Origin of the sequence: Actinacidiphila polyblastidii (genome assembly GCF_036353415.1) — a bacterium.
GTDB classification, from domain to species: domain Bacteria; phylum Actinomycetota; class Actinomycetes; order Streptomycetales; family Streptomycetaceae; genus Actinacidiphila; species Actinacidiphila polyblastidii.
In genome coordinates this window covers 17,228-32,424 of the sequence record NZ_JAZEWV010000048.1, presented here as the reverse complement: position 1 = coordinate 32,424, position 15,197 = coordinate 17,228, and the positions used below count along the sequence as shown (strand labels likewise).

General features: G+C 74.8%; 13 protein-coding genes and 1 riboswitch. Of the genes, 3 read left to right on the top strand and 10 right to left on the bottom strand.

The annotated features are described in order from the left end of the window. Positions 1 to 4 precede the first annotated feature (4 nt). Complete coding sequence (gene gndA / locus V2S66_RS32025; RefSeq protein ID WP_330800285.1) at positions 5 to 1,447, bottom strand: NADP-dependent phosphogluconate dehydrogenase; 1,443 nt, start codon at positions 1,445 to 1,447, stop codon at positions 5 to 7. A 144-nt stretch (positions 1,448 to 1,591) separates the two neighbouring features. Further along, positions 1,592 to 2,077, bottom strand: coding sequence for an ATP-binding protein (locus tag V2S66_RS32020; protein ID WP_330800283.1), 486 nt, complete (start codon positions 2,075 to 2,077; stop codon positions 1,592 to 1,594). Between the two features lie 229 nt (positions 2,078 to 2,306). Between V2S66_RS32020 and V2S66_RS32015 the strand changes: the two genes are divergently transcribed. Then, positions 2,307 to 3,407 carry a carboxylate-amine ligase gene (locus tag V2S66_RS32015; protein WP_330800281.1) on the top strand — a complete coding sequence of 367 codons (1,101 nt, stop codon included), beginning with the start codon at positions 2,307 to 2,309 and terminating at the stop codon, positions 3,405 to 3,407. A 115-nt stretch (positions 3,408 to 3,522) separates the two neighbouring features. Further along, positions 3,523 to 5,733, top strand: a complete 2,211-nt coding sequence (gene glgX, locus V2S66_RS32010; RefSeq protein ID WP_330800280.1) for a glycogen debranching protein GlgX — start codon at positions 3,523 to 3,525, stop codon at positions 5,731 to 5,733. 53 nt (positions 5,734 to 5,786) lie between these two features. Here glgX and V2S66_RS32005 read toward each other — a convergent pair whose 3' ends face one another. The 8 genes from V2S66_RS32005 to V2S66_RS31970 form a co-directional block, all read right to left on the bottom strand. Beyond that, positions 5,787 to 6,989, bottom strand: a complete 1,203-nt coding sequence (locus V2S66_RS32005; protein ID WP_330800278.1) for an AI-2E family transporter — start codon at positions 6,987 to 6,989, stop codon at positions 5,787 to 5,789. Positions 6,990 to 7,148: 159 nt separating this feature from the next. Then, entirely contained in the window at positions 7,149 to 7,496 is a 348-nt protein-coding gene (locus tag V2S66_RS32000; RefSeq protein WP_330800276.1) for an ArsR/SmtB family transcription factor, read from the bottom strand. Between the two features lie 319 nt (positions 7,497 to 7,815). Beyond that, positions 7,816 to 8,955 carry a P1 family peptidase gene (locus tag V2S66_RS31995; protein WP_413966528.1) on the bottom strand — a complete coding sequence of 380 codons (1,140 nt, stop codon included), beginning with the start codon at positions 8,953 to 8,955 and terminating at the stop codon, positions 7,816 to 7,818. Between the two features lie 192 nt (positions 8,956 to 9,147). Then, positions 9,148 to 10,056, bottom strand: coding sequence for a polyphosphate kinase 2 (gene ppk2 / locus V2S66_RS31990; protein ID WP_330800310.1), 909 nt, complete (start codon positions 10,054 to 10,056; stop codon positions 9,148 to 9,150). 89 nt (positions 10,057 to 10,145) lie between these two features. Beyond that, positions 10,146 to 10,376, bottom strand: coding sequence for a hypothetical protein (locus V2S66_RS31985; protein ID WP_330800274.1), 231 nt, complete (start codon positions 10,374 to 10,376; stop codon positions 10,146 to 10,148). Positions 10,377 to 10,467: 91 nt separating this feature from the next. Further along, positions 10,468 to 11,616, bottom strand: coding sequence for an inorganic phosphate transporter (locus tag V2S66_RS31980; protein WP_330800273.1), 1,149 nt, complete (start codon positions 11,614 to 11,616; stop codon positions 10,468 to 10,470). Positions 11,617 to 11,755: 139 nt separating this feature from the next. Next, a complete protein-coding gene (locus V2S66_RS31975) occupies positions 11,756 to 12,451 on the bottom strand; it encodes a hypothetical protein (RefSeq protein ID WP_330800272.1) in 696 nt (231 codons plus the stop codon). A 365-nt stretch (positions 12,452 to 12,816) separates the two neighbouring features. Beyond that, complete coding sequence (locus V2S66_RS31970; RefSeq protein ID WP_330800271.1) at positions 12,817 to 13,137, bottom strand: DMT family transporter; 321 nt, start codon at positions 13,135 to 13,137, stop codon at positions 12,817 to 12,819. Between the two features lie 32 nt (positions 13,138 to 13,169). Then, positions 13,170 to 13,235, bottom strand: a riboswitch (guanidine-III (ykkC-III) riboswitch). A gap of 206 nt (positions 13,236 to 13,441) precedes the next feature. Between V2S66_RS31970 and V2S66_RS31965 the strand changes: the two genes are divergently transcribed. Then, positions 13,442 to 15,058, top strand: a complete 1,617-nt coding sequence (locus tag V2S66_RS31965; protein WP_330800269.1) for a GDSL-type esterase/lipase family protein — start codon at positions 13,442 to 13,444, stop codon at positions 15,056 to 15,058. The last annotated feature ends 139 nt before the right edge of the window (positions 15,059 to 15,197 follow it).

Below are 15,197 nucleotides of genomic sequence, written 5' to 3'. Positions count from 1 at the left end.
CGCCTCACCCCGCCGGTACTTCGTTGCGCTCGCCGCCCCAGAGGGTGTGGAAGGCGCCGTCGCGGTCGGTGCGCCGGTAGGTGTGGGCACCGAAGAAGTCGCGCTGGCCCTGGGTGAGGGCGGCGGGCAGCCGCTCGGCGCGCAGCGCGTCGTAGTAGGCCAGCGCGGCGGAGAAGCCCGGCACCGGCACGCCGTCGGCGACCGCGGCGGTGATCACCGCGCGCCAGTCGTCCTGGGCGGCGCCGATCTCCTCGGCGAACCGCTCGTCGGAGAGCAGGCTCGGCAGGTCGGGGCGGCCGTCGTAGGCGTCGGTGATGCGGTCGAGGAAGGCGGCCCTGATGATGCAGCCGCCGCGCCAGATCGCGGCCACCTTGCCGAGGTCGATGTCCCAGCCGTACTCGTCGCTGCCGGCCTGGATCTGGTGGAACCCCTGCGTGTAGGAGACGATCTTCGAGGCGTACAGCGCCTGCTCGACCTGGTCGGCGAAGGCCGCCGCCTCCTTCTCGCCCAGCGCGCTCCCGGTCGGCCCCGGCAGGTCGCGCGAGGCGGCCCGCAGGTCGGCGTGGCCGGACAGCGAGCGGGCGAAGACCGCCTCCGCGATGCCCGAGACCGGCACGCCGAGGTCCAGGGCGGTCTGCACGGTCCAGCGTCCGGTGCCCTTCTGCTCCGCCTCGTCGGCGACGACGTCCACGAAGGGGCGGCCCGTCGCGGCGTCGGTGTGGGCGAGGACCTCGGCGGTGATCTCGATGAGGTAGGAGTCCAGCCGCCCGGTGTTCCAGGTCCTGAAGGTCTCGGCGATCTGCCGCGGCTCGTACCCGGCCACCGAGCGCAGCAGGTGGTATGCCTCGGCGATGAGCTGCATGTCGGCGTACTCGATGCCGTTGTGCACCATCTTCACGAAGTGGCCGGCGCCGTCCGGGCCGATGTGGGTGGTGCAGGGCGTGCCGTCCTTGGCCTTGGCGGCGATCTGCTCCAGCAGCGGGCCGAGCGACTCATAGGACTCGGCGGAGCCGCCGGGCATGATGGACGGCCCGTTGAGCGCGCCCTCCTCGCCGCCGGAGATGCCGGTGCCGACGAAGTGGATGCCCTGCTCGCGCAGTTCCTTCTCGCGCCGCCGGGTGTCCTCGAAGTGCGCGTTGCCGCCGTCGATGATCACGTCGCCGGCTTCCAGCAGCGGCGCGAACTCGGCGATGACCGCGTCGGTCGGCTCACCGGCCTTCACCATGATCACCAGCCGCCGCGGCCGCTCCAGGGCGGCGACGAACTCCTCGGCGGTGCCGGTGGGGACGAAGACGCCCTCCTCGCCGTGCGCCTCCATCAGGGCGTCGGTCTTGGCCTTGGTGCGGTTGTGCAGGGCCACGGTGAACCCGTGGCGGGCGAAGTTCCGGGCGAGGTTGCTGCCCATCACGGCCAGCCCGGTGACGCCGATGTCCGCCGATCCGCTCATTGCCCGCTCCCGGGGTCGGTCCATGGTCCCGCTTCCGACAGTATGCGCACGCGGGCCGCGGCGGGCCTTCTCCCATACCGCCGAACGGGGTTCGCCGTGCCGGGCTCGCCGTGGAGGTCGCGGTCCGCTCGCGCCCGGCCGCGCTCAGCGGGCGCCGGCCGCCGGGTCCCCGGCGGGCAGCGCGAGCGTGGCGATGACGCGCTTGCCGACCGGCTCCGGGCGGACGTCGACCGCCTCGCAGACCGCCAGCACGATCTCCAGTCCGTGCCGGCCGACGACGGCGGGCCCCGTCCGCCCGATCGCCGGGAGCTCGCCGCAGGTGTCCCACAGGCTGATCTCCACCGACGCGCCGCGGATCTCCAGCGCCAGCGCGGTGGGGCCCGGCGCGTACTTGCACGCGTTGGTGACCAGTTCGCTGACCACCAGCTGCATGTCGGCCAGCAGCCGGTCCCGCGCGCCGCCGTACGCGGGCGGGCCGGCGCCGCGCTCCACGGCGTGCAGGAAGTCGCTGCAGAAGTCGCGCGCGGCCGCGATCGACTCGCTGCCCCCGTCGAAGGCGGCTCCGGCGCGCAGGGGCAGGCGCCGCGTCTGCGTCTGCGTCTGCCGGTGGATAGGGCCGCTCGCTGTCATGTACGCCATTCTGTCTCCCGCGTCCCCCGTCGCTGCCGCGTTCTGCGCCGACGCAGAAGCACCTACCCGGCGCGCCGCGGCCCATGCCTCCGCCGTTGCGCCGTACCCCGCGGGGGTGGTGCGCGGGCGTGCGGCAGCGCCGGGCACCTCGCGCCCAGGTGGCGGGCCGAGCGCCGCCCGCCACCTCGGGCGGGGGCGTGATCGGCCGGGCAGCGGGCAGCAGACCGGCATGATCACGCTCGGGGTGGAAGAGGAGTTCTTCCTGCTGGACGCGGAGACGGGGCTGCCCGCGCCACGGGTGGACGCGGTGCGGGCGGCGGCCGGCCTGCAGCCGGCCGCGGAACCGCACGAGGTCCAGGAGGAGCTGCTGCAGGCGCAGGTGGAGGTGGCCACGCCGGTGTGCCGGACGCTGGACGAGGTGGCCGGCCATCTGCTGCGGCTGCGGTACGCGCTGGGCGCGGCGGCCGAGTCGGCGGGCTGCCGGCTGGCCGCGTGCGGGGCCGCGCCGCTGGCGGCCGCGGAGCCCGTGCCGGTGTCCGGCGCGGCGCGGGCCGGTGCGACCCGCGAGCGCGCCGCGCAGCTCGCGGACGAGCAGCTGATCAGCGGCATGCACGTGCATGTGGCGGTCCCCGACCGGCCCACCGGGGTGGCGGTGCTCAACCGGATCCGGCCCTGGCTGCCCGTCCTGGTGGCGATGTCCGGCAACTCGCCGATCTGGCACGGCAAGGACACCGGCTTCGCCAGCTGGCGCACGATCGTCTTCGACCGCTGGCCGGTGAGCGGTCCTCCCCCGGTCTTCGCCGGCGCCGCCGACTACGACACCAGGATCCGCGACCTGGTGGACACCGGCACGGTGCTGGACCGCGGCCAGGTCTACTGGCAGGCCCGGCTGTCCGACCGGTATCCGACCATCGAACTGCGCCTGCTCGACGCGCAGTCGCGGGCCGACGAGGCGACGTTGTTCGCGGGCCTGGCGCGGGCCCTGGTGGCCACCGCGCTGCGCGAGCACGCCGCCTCGATCCCGTACGTGAGCATGCCGCAGGAGCTGCTGCAGCTCGCCGACTGGCATGCGGCGCGGTACGGGCTGACCGGGACGCTGATCGACGGCGAGGGGCGGCGCGGCCAGGCCCGCGACGTGGTGGCGGGCCTGGTGAACCATCTGACGCCGGCGCTGGACGCGGCGGGCGACACCCGGCAGGTGCTGGCGCTGGTGCACCGGCTGCTGGCCGAGGGCGGCCCGGCGCAGCGCCAGCGGCGGGTGTTCGCCGAGTCGGGCATGCCGGGGCTGCTCGACCTGATCACCGAGCAGACGGCCGCCGTCGGCCGCTGACCGGCCGCCCGCGACGCCACCTGTTTGCCCTGCCGCGGTTGCGGGCGGCGCCGGCGGCTGTGTGGACTGGGAGCGCGCTGTCCAAGATCGCTGACGGAGAGAGCCAGGTCATCGTATGCAGAAGTGGGCCGGTCATCCCTTTCCGCTGGGGGCCGATCACGACGGCTCCGGCACCAACTTCGCCCTGTTCTCCGAGGTGGCCGAGCGCGTCGACCTGTGCCTGGTGGACCAAGCGGGGCGCGAGGAGCGGGTCGCGCTGGAGGAGGTCGACGGATTCATCTGGCACGCGTACCTGCCGGACGTCGGCCCCGGGCAGCGGTACGGGTTCCGGGTGCACGGCCCCTACGACCCGGCCGCCGGGCACCGGTGCAACCCCGCGAAGCTGCTGCTCGACCCGTACGCCAAGGCGATCGACGGCCAGGCCGACGGGCATCCGGCGCTGCTCGGCTACCGGCTGGACGACCCGGACCGCCCCGACGGCGCGGACAGCCTGCCGCACACGATGCTCTCGGTGGTCGCCGACGCGTCCTTCGACTGGGGCGACGACCGGCCGCTGAAGCGCCCGTACCACGAGTCGGTGATGTACGAGGCGCACGTGCGCGGGCTGACCCGCCGGCATCCGGCGCTGCCGCCGGAGCTGCGCGGGACGTACGCGGGGCTGGCGCATCCCGCGGTGCTCGACCACCTGACCGGGCTCGGCGTCACGGCGGTCGAGCTGATGCCGGTCCACCAGTTCGTGCAGGACGGGCACCTGCTGGACCGGGGCCTGCGCAACTACTGGGGCTACAACACGATCGGGTTCTTCGCCCCGCACAACGGCTACGCGGCGACCGGCGGCCGCGGCGGGCAGGTCGCCGAGTTCAAGTCGATGGTCAAGGCGCTGCACACGGCCGGCATCGAGGTCATCCTCGACGTCGTCTACAACCACACCGCGGAGGGGAACGAGCGCGGCCCGACGCTGTCCTTCCGCGGCATCGACAACGCCTCGTACTACCGGCTGGTGGACGACGACCCGGCGCACTACTTCGACACCACGGGCACCGGCAACAGCCTGCTGATGCGGCACCCGAACGTGCTGCAGCTGATCATGGACAGCCTGCGCTACTGGGTGACCGAGATGCACGTGGACGGCTTCCGCTTCGACCTGGCGGCGACCCTGGCGCGGCAGTTCCACGAGGTGGACCGGCTCTCCGCGTTCTTCGACCTGGTGCAGCAGGACCCGGTGGTCTCCCGGGTCAAGCTGATCGCCGAGCCCTGGGACGTCGGCGACGGCGGGTACCAGGTCGGCAACTTCCCGCAGCTGTGGAGCGAGTGGAACGGCGAGTACCGCGACAGCGTCCGGGACTTCTGGCGCGGCGCGCAGGGCGCGCTGCCGGAGTTCGCCTCCCGGCTGACCGGCTCGGCCGACCTGTACGAGGGCGACAACCGGCGGCCGCGGGCGGGCGTCAACTTCGTCACCGCCCACGACGGGTTCACGCTGCGCGACCTCGTCTCGTACAACGAGAAGCACAACGACGCCAACGGCGAGGACGGCCAGGACGGCGCCGACGACAACAGGTCGTGGAACTGCGGCGTGGAGGGCCCGACCGACGATCCCGCGGTTCTCGCGCTGCGGGCCCGCCAGCAGCGCAACCTGCTGGCGACGCTGCTGCTGTCGCAGGGCGTCCCGATGATCTGCCACGGCGACGAACTGGGCCGCACGCAGGGCGGCAACAACAACGCCTACTGCCAGGACAACGAGGTCTCCTGGGTCGACTGGGGGGCGGACGGCGGGGTGGACTGGGAGGCGGGGCGGCGCCCCGGCCTCAGCGGGCTGCCGGACTTCGCGCGGCGGATGATCGCGCTGCGCCGCGAGCACCCGGTGCTGCGCCGCCGCCGCTTCTTCCGCGGCCGCCCTGCGCACGGCACGTCAGGGGTGGCGGACCTGACCTGGCTGCGACCGGACGGCCGGGAGATGACGGACGAGGACTGGGAGCGCGGCGACGCGCACGCGGTGGCGGTGCACCTGGACGGCGACGGGATCGCCGAGCCGGACGCCCACGGCTCGCAGGTGCGGGACGAGTCGATCCTGGTGCTGTTCAACGCGCACTGGGAGCATGTGGCGTTCCGGCTGCCGGGCGTCGCCTTCGGGGCGCGCTGGCAGGTCGAGGTCGACACGGCCGACGAGACGCAGCCGGGCGGCGCCCGGCCGGACGGGCGGCCGGACGGGCGGCCGGACGGGCGGCCCGGCGCGGGCGGGAGCACGGGCGCGGGCGGGCAGGTCTTCGCCGCGGGCGAGTCGGTGAAGGCGCAGGCGCGGTCGCTGGTGGTGCTGGTCAGCGCGTAGGGCCGCCGGCGCGGCGGGCGCGGGGCTCAGGTGGGCGCCGCCCGGCGCCGGGGTCAGGAGGCGTCGGTGCGCGGGAAGACGAACTCGTCCAGCACCATGCCGAGGGCCGCGGCGGCCGGGATGGCGACCAGGCCGCCGATGATGCCCAGCAGCGAGCCGCCGGCCAGCACCGCGACCACGGTCACCACCGGGTGCACGTTGACCGCGAACTTCATGGCGCGCGGCATGATCAGGTAGTCCTCCGCGACCCGGAAGGCGATGTAGAAGAGGGTCGTGGCGACGGCGACCGGCAGCGACACCGACAGCGCGGCCAGGCTCACCACCACTCCCCCGACGGTCGAGCCGACCACCGGGATCAGGTCCATCAGCGCCACGAAGAAGCCCAGCGCGGCCGGGTACGGCAGGTCGATCGACTCGCACCACACGAAGGTGGCCAGGCCGGCGATCGCCGAGGTGGCGATGTTGCCGAGCATGAACCGGCCGACCCGGCCGAGGACCTCCTCGGTGATCCGCCGGGCGCGCTCCCGGCGGGTGCCGGGCACGAAGCGGTAGCTGAACCGCTTGATCGCGGGCAGCGCGGCCATCATGTAGAGGGTCACCGTGATCACGATGACCGTCGAGGCGAGCGCGTTGACCACCAGCTGCCCGGCGCCCAGCACGCCGCCCGCCACGTCGGACGCGCCGCCGCCGGAGCCGAGTTGCGCCCTGGCCTTCTCGATGACGTGGTAGCGGTCCTCCAGCCGGCCGAGGGTCGAGTGGTGGTCGTGCAGCTGCCGCCGCCAGCGCGGCACGCCCTTGGTGAGCGCGGAGACCGCGGCCGTCACCGGCGGGATGACCAGGGCGACGAATCCGGCCAGCACCGACGCGAAGCCCAGCACCACCAGGGCGACCGACCAGCCTCGGGCCAGTCCGCGCCGGCACAGCCAGGCGACCACGGGTTCCAGGCTGACCGCGATGAAGAAGGCGAGCATCAGCAGCGTCAGCAGCTCGCTGATCTGCAGCACGGTCTGCACCAGGAGCCAGGCCAGGATCGCGCCGAGCCCGGTGCCGAAGCCGACGGCGAACCAGGAGCGGTCGCCGGGGGCGGCGGCGAGGGCCTGCTGCAGCCGGCGCGCCGGGCCCGGGTCGCCGGGGCGGTCGGGACCGGCCGCGAGGCCGGCGGTGGCGCCGGACCCGGCGTCAGCCGTGGGGGCGGGCGCAGGGGCGGGCGCGGTGACCGCCGCGGCGGTCACCGCGTCGGCCGGTGTGTCGGTCATGGCGGTGTCTCCTCCGGGCGATGGACCGCGTCTGCCCGCACAACGGCCGTGACCGGCCGACGTCACCGCCGTGACCGCCAGTCAGGTGGCGCGCGCCCTCGCCGGGCGCGCCACCATCGGCCGGCCGCGCGCCGCCGCTCCCCCCGGCCGGCCGAGCGCTCAGGGCGCCGGGCGCTCCCCGCCCGGGTCCGCTTCCGCCTGCTCCTTGAGCAGCCGCAGCCGCTCGTCCCAGCTCTCGGCGAGGTGCGTCATCCAGGACGCCGCCGCGAGCAGCGGCTCCGTCCGCACGGTGAAGAGCACCTCGCGGCCCGAGCGCCGGGCGGTGACCAGGTGGGAGCGTTCGAGCACCCCGAGGTGCTGGACGACGGCCTGCCGGGAGACGGTGACCTCGGCCGCCAGCGCGGTCGCGCTGGACGGCCTGCGGCCGGCCAGCAGGTGGAGCAGCTGGCGGCGGGTGGGGTAGGCGAGCGCGCCCAGCACGCTGTCGAGGTACGGGGGCGCCGTCATGCCGCCTGTGCGAGAGTGCGCAGCTCCCCCAGTTCCAGCTGCCGGCCCTCGGTGCTGCCGGTGCGCCCCTGCTCCTTGACCTCGTCGGGCGCATCGAGCGAGGGCGAAGCCGCTCTCCGTGACGGTCACCCGCACCGCGCCGTCGTCCAGGGCGGCGACGTCGAACTCGTCGAGCGTGCTGCGCCCCGCCCCCGGGTCCGCGCCGGGGAACTCGCTGGCCCAGCGGAAGGCGGCGTAGGTGCGCGGGTCCAGGCGGTCGCTTGCACTTCGACGGTGACACGGCGTTGCGGCGATGTGCAAGCATCTGCCTGCACATCGCTCAGCGGCTGCCTCCCCGGCCGGGGCCGTACAGGTCGCGGTAGGACGGGAAGACGCCGCCGGGGCCCGCCACGGTCTCGGCGGACAGGACGGCGTGCAGCACCGCGCGGGTCAGCACGTCGGCGCCCGCGGCGAGGATCTCGTTGACCGCGCCCGCCTCGACGTGGACGCCGAACGCCGGGTCGGCCGGGGCCGGCCGGTCCTGCGGCAGCAGCGGCCGCGCGCCGGTGGCCACCGCGAAGACGGTGTCGCCGTCGGAGAGCAGGTGCACCGGACGGACCGCGCGGGCCAGCCCGTCGTGGGCGGTCCCGGCCAGCTTCTGGGCCTGCGCGCGGGTCAGCGCCGCGTCGGTGGCCACGACGGCGAGGGTGGTGTTGAACGGCCCCGGGGCCGGGTGGAGCGGTCCCGGCGCGTGGCCGCCGTCCCCGCCGGCGGCTCCCTCGGCGCCGGTCCCGCCAGCGCCCGCCGCCGCCTGGGCGGCAGCCAGCCGCTGCCGGGCGCGCGCCACCGCGTCCGGTGGCAGCGGGCTGCCGTCGAACCCGAACTCCCCGGCCCAGCCGGCGAGGGCCCCCCACAGCGCCCCGGTGGCCGGATCGGCGACCGCGCCCGCGGCGTTCACCACGACGAGCGCCGCGACGGTGGCGCCGGAGCCGAGCACCGTACTCGCCGACCCGACACCGCCCTTGAGGCCGCCGGCCACCGCGCCGGTGCCCGCGCCGACGCCGCCCTGCGGCACCGGCTCGCCGGGGCCGCTGGCCGCGGCCGCCTCCACCGCTTCCCGGCCCATCGCGGCGTCCGGCCTGGCCCGCCAGTCGCCGCCGCGGCCGAGGTCGAACAGCGCCGCTGCCGGGACCACCGGCACGACCCGGCCGGGGCCGCCGACCGGGAAGCCGCGGCCCTGCTCCTCCAGCCACGCCACCACGCCGGACGCCGCGTCGAGCCCGTACGCGCTGCCGCCGGTGAGCACCAGCGCCTCGACGCGCTGGACCAGGTTGCGCGGATCGAGCGCGTCGGTCTCGCGAGTGCCGGGACCGCCGCCGCGCACGTCCACCGCCGTGACCGCGCCGCCCTCGGGCGCGAGCACCACGGTCACGCCGGTCAGCCAGCCGTCGCCGGCGCGCTGGGCGTGGCCCACCCGCAAGCCGGCCACATCCGTGAGGCCGTTCGCGGGCCCCGGCCGCTCCCGGTCCGGCCCCTGCCCCGGTTCCGGCCCCGTCACGTGCCCGCCCCGCTCGCGTCCGTGCCCGCCGCTCATGCCCCGCCGTCCCTTCCGCCGGGCCGGCGCGGCCCGCAGCAGGGACGATCATCGCGTGTGCGGCGGGTCGGCGGCGGGCTACAGGGCCGAGCGCTGCACCGCGTCCTCGCCGGCCTCCAGCAGGGTGGCGGCGGCGCCGACGATCAGCGGGTCGGGGGTGCCGACCACCTCGTCGTCGCGGTCGGTGTAGTCGAAACGGGCCAGGACGCTGCGCATCGCCTCGACCCGGGCCCGCTTCTTGTCGTTGCTCTTGACCACCGTCCAGGGCGCGTGCTCGGTGTCCGTCTCCTGGAACATCGCCACCTTGGCCTCGGTGTACTGGTCCCAGAGGTCGAGCGAGGCCAGGTCCATCGGGCTGAGCTTCCACTGCCTGACCGGGTCGACCTGGCGGATGGTGAAGCGGGTCCGCTGCTCGTCGCGGGAGACCGAGAACCAGAACTTCACCAGGTGGATGCCCTCGTCGACGAGCATCCGCTCGAACAGCGGCGCCTGCCGGACGAACCGCTGGTACTCCTCGTCCGAGCAGAATCCCATCACCCGCTCCACGCCCGCCCGGTTGTACCAGGACCGGTCGAAGAGCACGATCTCGCCCGCGGTCGGCAGGTGCGCGACGTAGCGCTGGAGGTACCACTGCCCGCGCTCGCGCTCGGTGGGCTTCTCCAGCGCGACGACGCGGGCGCCGCGCGGGTTGAGGTGCTCGATGAAGCGCTTGATGGTGCCGCCCTTGCCGGCCGCGTCGCGGCCCTCGAAGACGATCACGATCCGCTGGCCGGTCTCCTTGACCCAGTTCTGCAGCTTCAGCAGCTCGATCTGCTGCAGCCGCTTGTGCCGCTCGTACTCCGGCCGCTCCATCCGCGCGTCGTACGGGTAGTTCTCCCGCCAGGTGTCGACCTGGCTGCCGTCCGGGCGGATCAGCACCGGGTCGTCCTGGTCGGTGTAGTCGACGCGCAGGCCGGCCGAGAGCGGCTGCCCGCCCTCGGCGTCCACCACCGCCGGCGCGGCCTCCGTGCCGGTCACCGCTCCGTCGCCCGCACCCGTGCTCGCGCTCACGTGTCTCGTCCGCCTTCCGCCGCCGCCTAGTGGAACTGGGGAATGATCAGGTACAGCCCGTACAGCACCGCGCCCGCGCAGGCCGCGAAGCAGGCGGCCGCGCCCACCAGCGGCACGGTGGCGCCCGCGCCCTGCTCGCGTGCCTCTTCCCGCTCGGCCAGCGCCCACACCCCGAGGGCGAAGACCACCACCACGCCGACGGTGGCCCCGATGCTCACCGAGGCGACCTCACCGAGGGCTCCCCATTTCACGTTCATCAGATCTCCCAGTCTGCTGCAGGTGACTCGTGGGTGCCGGAGCCGCCTGCGGCCGGACGTGCGCCCCGCCGGCGGCTCGGACGGCGGTGACTCAGACCGCCGCGCCGGCCGGGGACGCGGGACGCAGCCGCGTGGTGGGGGCGCTGTTGACGTTGTCGGCGTGCACCGGGTTGCGCCGCGACAGCACCACGATGACCAGCGCCACGGCCACGGCGGCCAGCGCGATCAGCACGGTGCCCGCGGTGCCGCCGTGCACCACGACGCCTGCGGCCAGCGCGCCGACCGCCGCGGCGGCGGGCAGCGTCACAAGCCAGGCCAGCGCCATCTGGCCGGCGGTGCCCCAGCGCACCTCGGCGAGCCTGCGGCCGATGCCCGCACCGAGGATGCCGCCGGAGCAGACCTGCGTGGTGGACAGCGCGAAGCCGAGGTTGGCGGAGGTCAGGATGACGGCGGTGGCGGCGGACTCGGCGGCGAAGCCCTGGGGCGACTCGATGTCCACGATGCCCTTGCCCATCGTCCGGATGATCCGCCAGCCGCCGATGTACGTGCCGAGGGCGATCGCGGTGCCCGCGGTGAGGATCACCCAGACCGGCGGCCCCGCGTCGTGGCCGAGCGCGCCGCAGGAGATCAGCGCGAGGGTGATCACGCCCATGGTCTTCTGCGCGTCGTTGGTCCCGTGCGCGAGCGAGACCAGCGACGCGGAGGCGATCTGGCCGGCCCGGAAGCCCTTGGAGACGGTGCCGGGCCTGGCCCGCCGGGTGATCCGGTACGCGAGGTACGTCGCGCCGAGGGCGGCCAGCCCCGCGACCAGGGGCGACGCGACCGCCGGTATGAGGATCTTCTCGACCACCTTGTCGAAGTGGACGCCGTGGCGCCCCGCGCCCACCCATACGGCGCCGATCAGGCCGCCGAACAGCGCGTGGGAGGAGCTGGAGGGAAGCCCGAGCAGCCAGGTGCTGAGGTTCCACAGGATCGCCCCGACCAGGCCGGCGAAGATCATGCCCGGAGTGACCAGGGTGTCGTCGACGATGCCGCCGGAGATGGTTTTGGCCACCTCGGTGGAGAGGAAGGCGCCGACCAGGTTCAGCGCCCCACTGATGGCCACAGCCACCTTCGGGCGCAGCGCGCCGGTCGCGATGGAGGTGGCCATCGCGTTGGCGGTGTCGTGGAACCCGTTCGTGAAGTCGAAGGCCAGCGCCGTGACGATGACCATTGCCACAAGGAAGGTGATGTGGTCCATCGCCCCAGGGAAGCAGGGGCAGGCGTACGGGCAGGGACATGCGCGTGAAGGTGCGGTACGCGTGGGCGGCCATTGGCAGCGCGGCGCCGGACGCGCGGCGGGATGGTGCCGGCGGTGCGCGACGGCGGGGCGCGGGCCCTCAGCGGGCGCCGGGCGGGGCCGCGAACACGGTGGGCGGGATGCCGAAGGCGTCCAGCTGGGAGCGGAGTTCGGCCTCCTGCTCCGGTGTGACGGCGATCCACAGCGCCGTTCCGGTGTCGCTCGCCGAGAAGATGCCGCGGCCTCCCGACGAGCCCTCGGCGTGGATGGTGTGCGCGGCGAGGTCGAGCAGCACCGCGAACTGCGCGTCGTCGCGCACGTCGATGTCGATCCCCATGCCGGGGTCGGCGCGCCGTCTGCGGGTGCCGGCCGCCACCTCCTGCCGGGCCAGAGCCAGCGCCTGCTCGTACGAGGGCAGCACCTCGGGCGGCCAGAAGTCGCCGCTGTAGGCGTCGACATGGGCCGCGTCGAGGGCGGGGCGCAGCACGGTGAGCGCCGCCCGGTGCGCGCGCACGACGTCGGCGCGGCCCAGCGCGCCCACCAGGACGAGTTCGCGCGGCGGCCGCCCGGCCGGCGCGAGGCGCGCGGGTGTGCCGGCGCACCCGCGCAGCCACGGCACTCGCGAGCGGTTGCGGCCGCCGAACAGCAGCAGCCACAGGATCGTGACCGGTCCCAGGATCAGCGCGAGGAAGCTCCAGTCCGCCGCGCTGGCGCCGCGGCGGGGCGCGACGCGGGCCGCGACGACACTGGCGGCGATGTTCACGGCCACGCCGAGCGCGATGAGCGGGTAGTGCACGGCTGGTGCGTCTCCCTCCGGGTCGACGTGCGGGCCTCTGCCCGCGGGGTGGGTCAGCGGTCCCGGTATCGGGACCGTCGAACGCGGACGAGTACCGCACCGCGGTCGGCGGACCATATCAGCAGGTGAGGGGCGTACCCGAGGGCGGGAGGCGCAGCGAGCGGGAACCGGACCGGCCACCGCGGCCGGAGGGATGGGCGGACCGCATTCCCACGCGGGGCCCGGCGGGTCGTGCGGCGCCGGGACGGCGCACCGGACCACTCGGCGCGGCTCGCGCCGAGAAGCGCGTCCAGCCCCCGCGGACGCCGGCGGTGCCCCGCGCGGCGGTCGCACGGCGGCGCCGGGGCGCGGGGAGACCCGGCGGGTCAGTGCCCGGAGGTGGCCTTCAGGCCGACGACGGCCACCAGCAGCAGGGCCACGAAGAAGATCCGCGCGGCGGTCGCGGGCTCGCCGAGCAGCAGCATGCCGACCAGGGCGGCGCCGGCCGCGCCGATGCCCACCCACACGCCGTAGGCGGTGCCGATGGGCAGCGACCTGGCGGCGCGCGACAGCAGCAGCATGCTCGCGACGATGCCGGCGGCGGTGAACACGCTCGGCCAGAGCCGGCTGAAGCCTTCGGTGTACTTCATGCCGATGGACCACGCGACCTCGAGCAGGCCGGCGGCGACGATCAGGATCCATGCCATGGCGGCACCTCCGTGGGTTTCGTGCTTACGGGGGTGCGTCGTCTTGTCAGGGTCCCGGTACGACGCGCTCGTCGGGTCACTTCCCACGCTAGCAAACCGGCCGACACCTCCGACGTCACAGCGATGTCAGACGCGTCACCCGGACTTTTCGGCCGCCAGGGGCGGACTTGTCCGCCCAGTCATCCGAACTATGGGACCGCACAGGGGGATTGGCGCGGCCCGGGAGCGGCGCTACAGTCCAGGCTCCGGGCCTCCCGCCGCCCGTCACTCCCCCCACTCGCCCCTCCCTCCCACTGGAGACACCGTGCGACGACACGTGCACGCTCCGCGCCGCCGGGCCCTGCTCGCGGCCGCGGCGCTCACCCTCGGGACGACCCTCCTCGCCCTGCCCTCTCCCGCCGCGTCGGCGGCCGCCCCGGACGGCTGGACCGGCACCTGGTCGGTGTCCCCGCAGTCCGGCGGGCCCTCGTACGGCGGCCAGACGCTGCGGCAGATCGTGCACACCGGCATCGGCGGCGCCTCGGCGCGGCTGCGCGTCTCCAACGTCTTCGGCTCCTCGCCGCTGACCGTGCGGGACGTGCACCTGGCCCGGCGCACCGCGGGCGCCGCGGTCGACACCGCGACCGACCGCGCGGTGACCTTCGGCGGCCAGACCGCGGTGACGGTGCCGGCCGGCCAGTCGGCGGTCAGCGACGCCGCTGCCTTCACGGTGGCCGCGCAGTCCGACGTGGCGGTCAGCTTCTACCTGCCGAACGCCACCGGCCCTGCGACCTACCACCAGCAGGGCACCCAGACCAACTACGTGGCGAGCGGCGACGTCAGCGCCGCCGGGACCCTCAACAACCCGAGTACCACCGGAAGTTACGCCTTCCTCAGCAACCTGGACGTGCAGAACGCCGCGGCGCAGGGCGCGGTGGTCGCCTTCGGCGCCTCGATCACCGACGGCGTGGCCTCGGCGCAGGACTCCAACCGCCGCTGGCCGAACGACCTCGCCGCGCGGCTGGCCGCGGGCGGCCGCACCGTCGGCGTCCTCAACCAGGGCATCAGCGGCAACCGGCTGCTCGCCGACGGCGCGGGACCGAGCGCACTCAACCGCTTCGACCGCGACGTGCTGGGCCAGCCCGGGGTGCGCTGGGTGATCTTCTCCGACGATCCGCTCAACGACCTGGGCGGCGCGAACCCGCCGACCGGCGCCCAGCTGATCGCCGGGCTGCAGCAGCTGATCTCCCGGGCGCACCAGGCGGGCGTGGCCTTCCTGTGCTCGACGCTCACCCCGTTCGAGGGCGCCGGCTACTGGACGCCGGCCGGCGAGACCGGCCGGGAGGCGCTCAACGCCTTCGTGCGCGGCGCCGACAGCGGCTGCGACGGGGTCGTCGACCAGGACACCGCCACCCATGACCCGGCGCACCCCACCCGCTACCTGCCGGCGTACGACAGCGGCGACCACCTGCACCCCGACGAGGCGGGGCTGCAGGCGATCGCGGACGCGGTGAACCTGAACCTGTTCGGCGCGCAGCCGCCGACGGGCTCCTTCGTGGCGCTGCGCTCCCACGCCAACGGCAGGTACGTGACGGCGGAGAACGCCGGGGCCTCGGCTTTGATCGCCGACGGCGACGCGGCGGGCGCGTGGCAGCAGTTCGACGAGGTCAACGAGGGCAACGGGCTGATCGCCCTGCGCGCGCACGCCGACGGCATGTTCGTCACCGCCGAGAACGCGGGCGCCGCGCCGCTGATCGCCAACCGCGCCGCGGCCGCGCTGTGGGAGACGTTCCAGCTGGTCCAGAACCCCGACCACAGTGTCAGTCTCAGGGCGCAGGTGAACGGCAGGTACGTCACCGCGGAGAACGCGGGCGCCGCGCCGCTGGTCGCCAACCGCGACGCGGTCGGCCCGTGGGAGGAGTTCGACCTGGTCCAGCCGTGACCGCGCTGGGCGCGGCGGGCAGCCAGGCCGGGCGGCGCACGGCGGTCACGGCGGCGGTCAGAGATGTAACGAGCCGAAACGTTTTCCGCAACACGCGACGCGTCACCGCAAGCCGCCGAGGTGGCCGCGCGTCGGTATC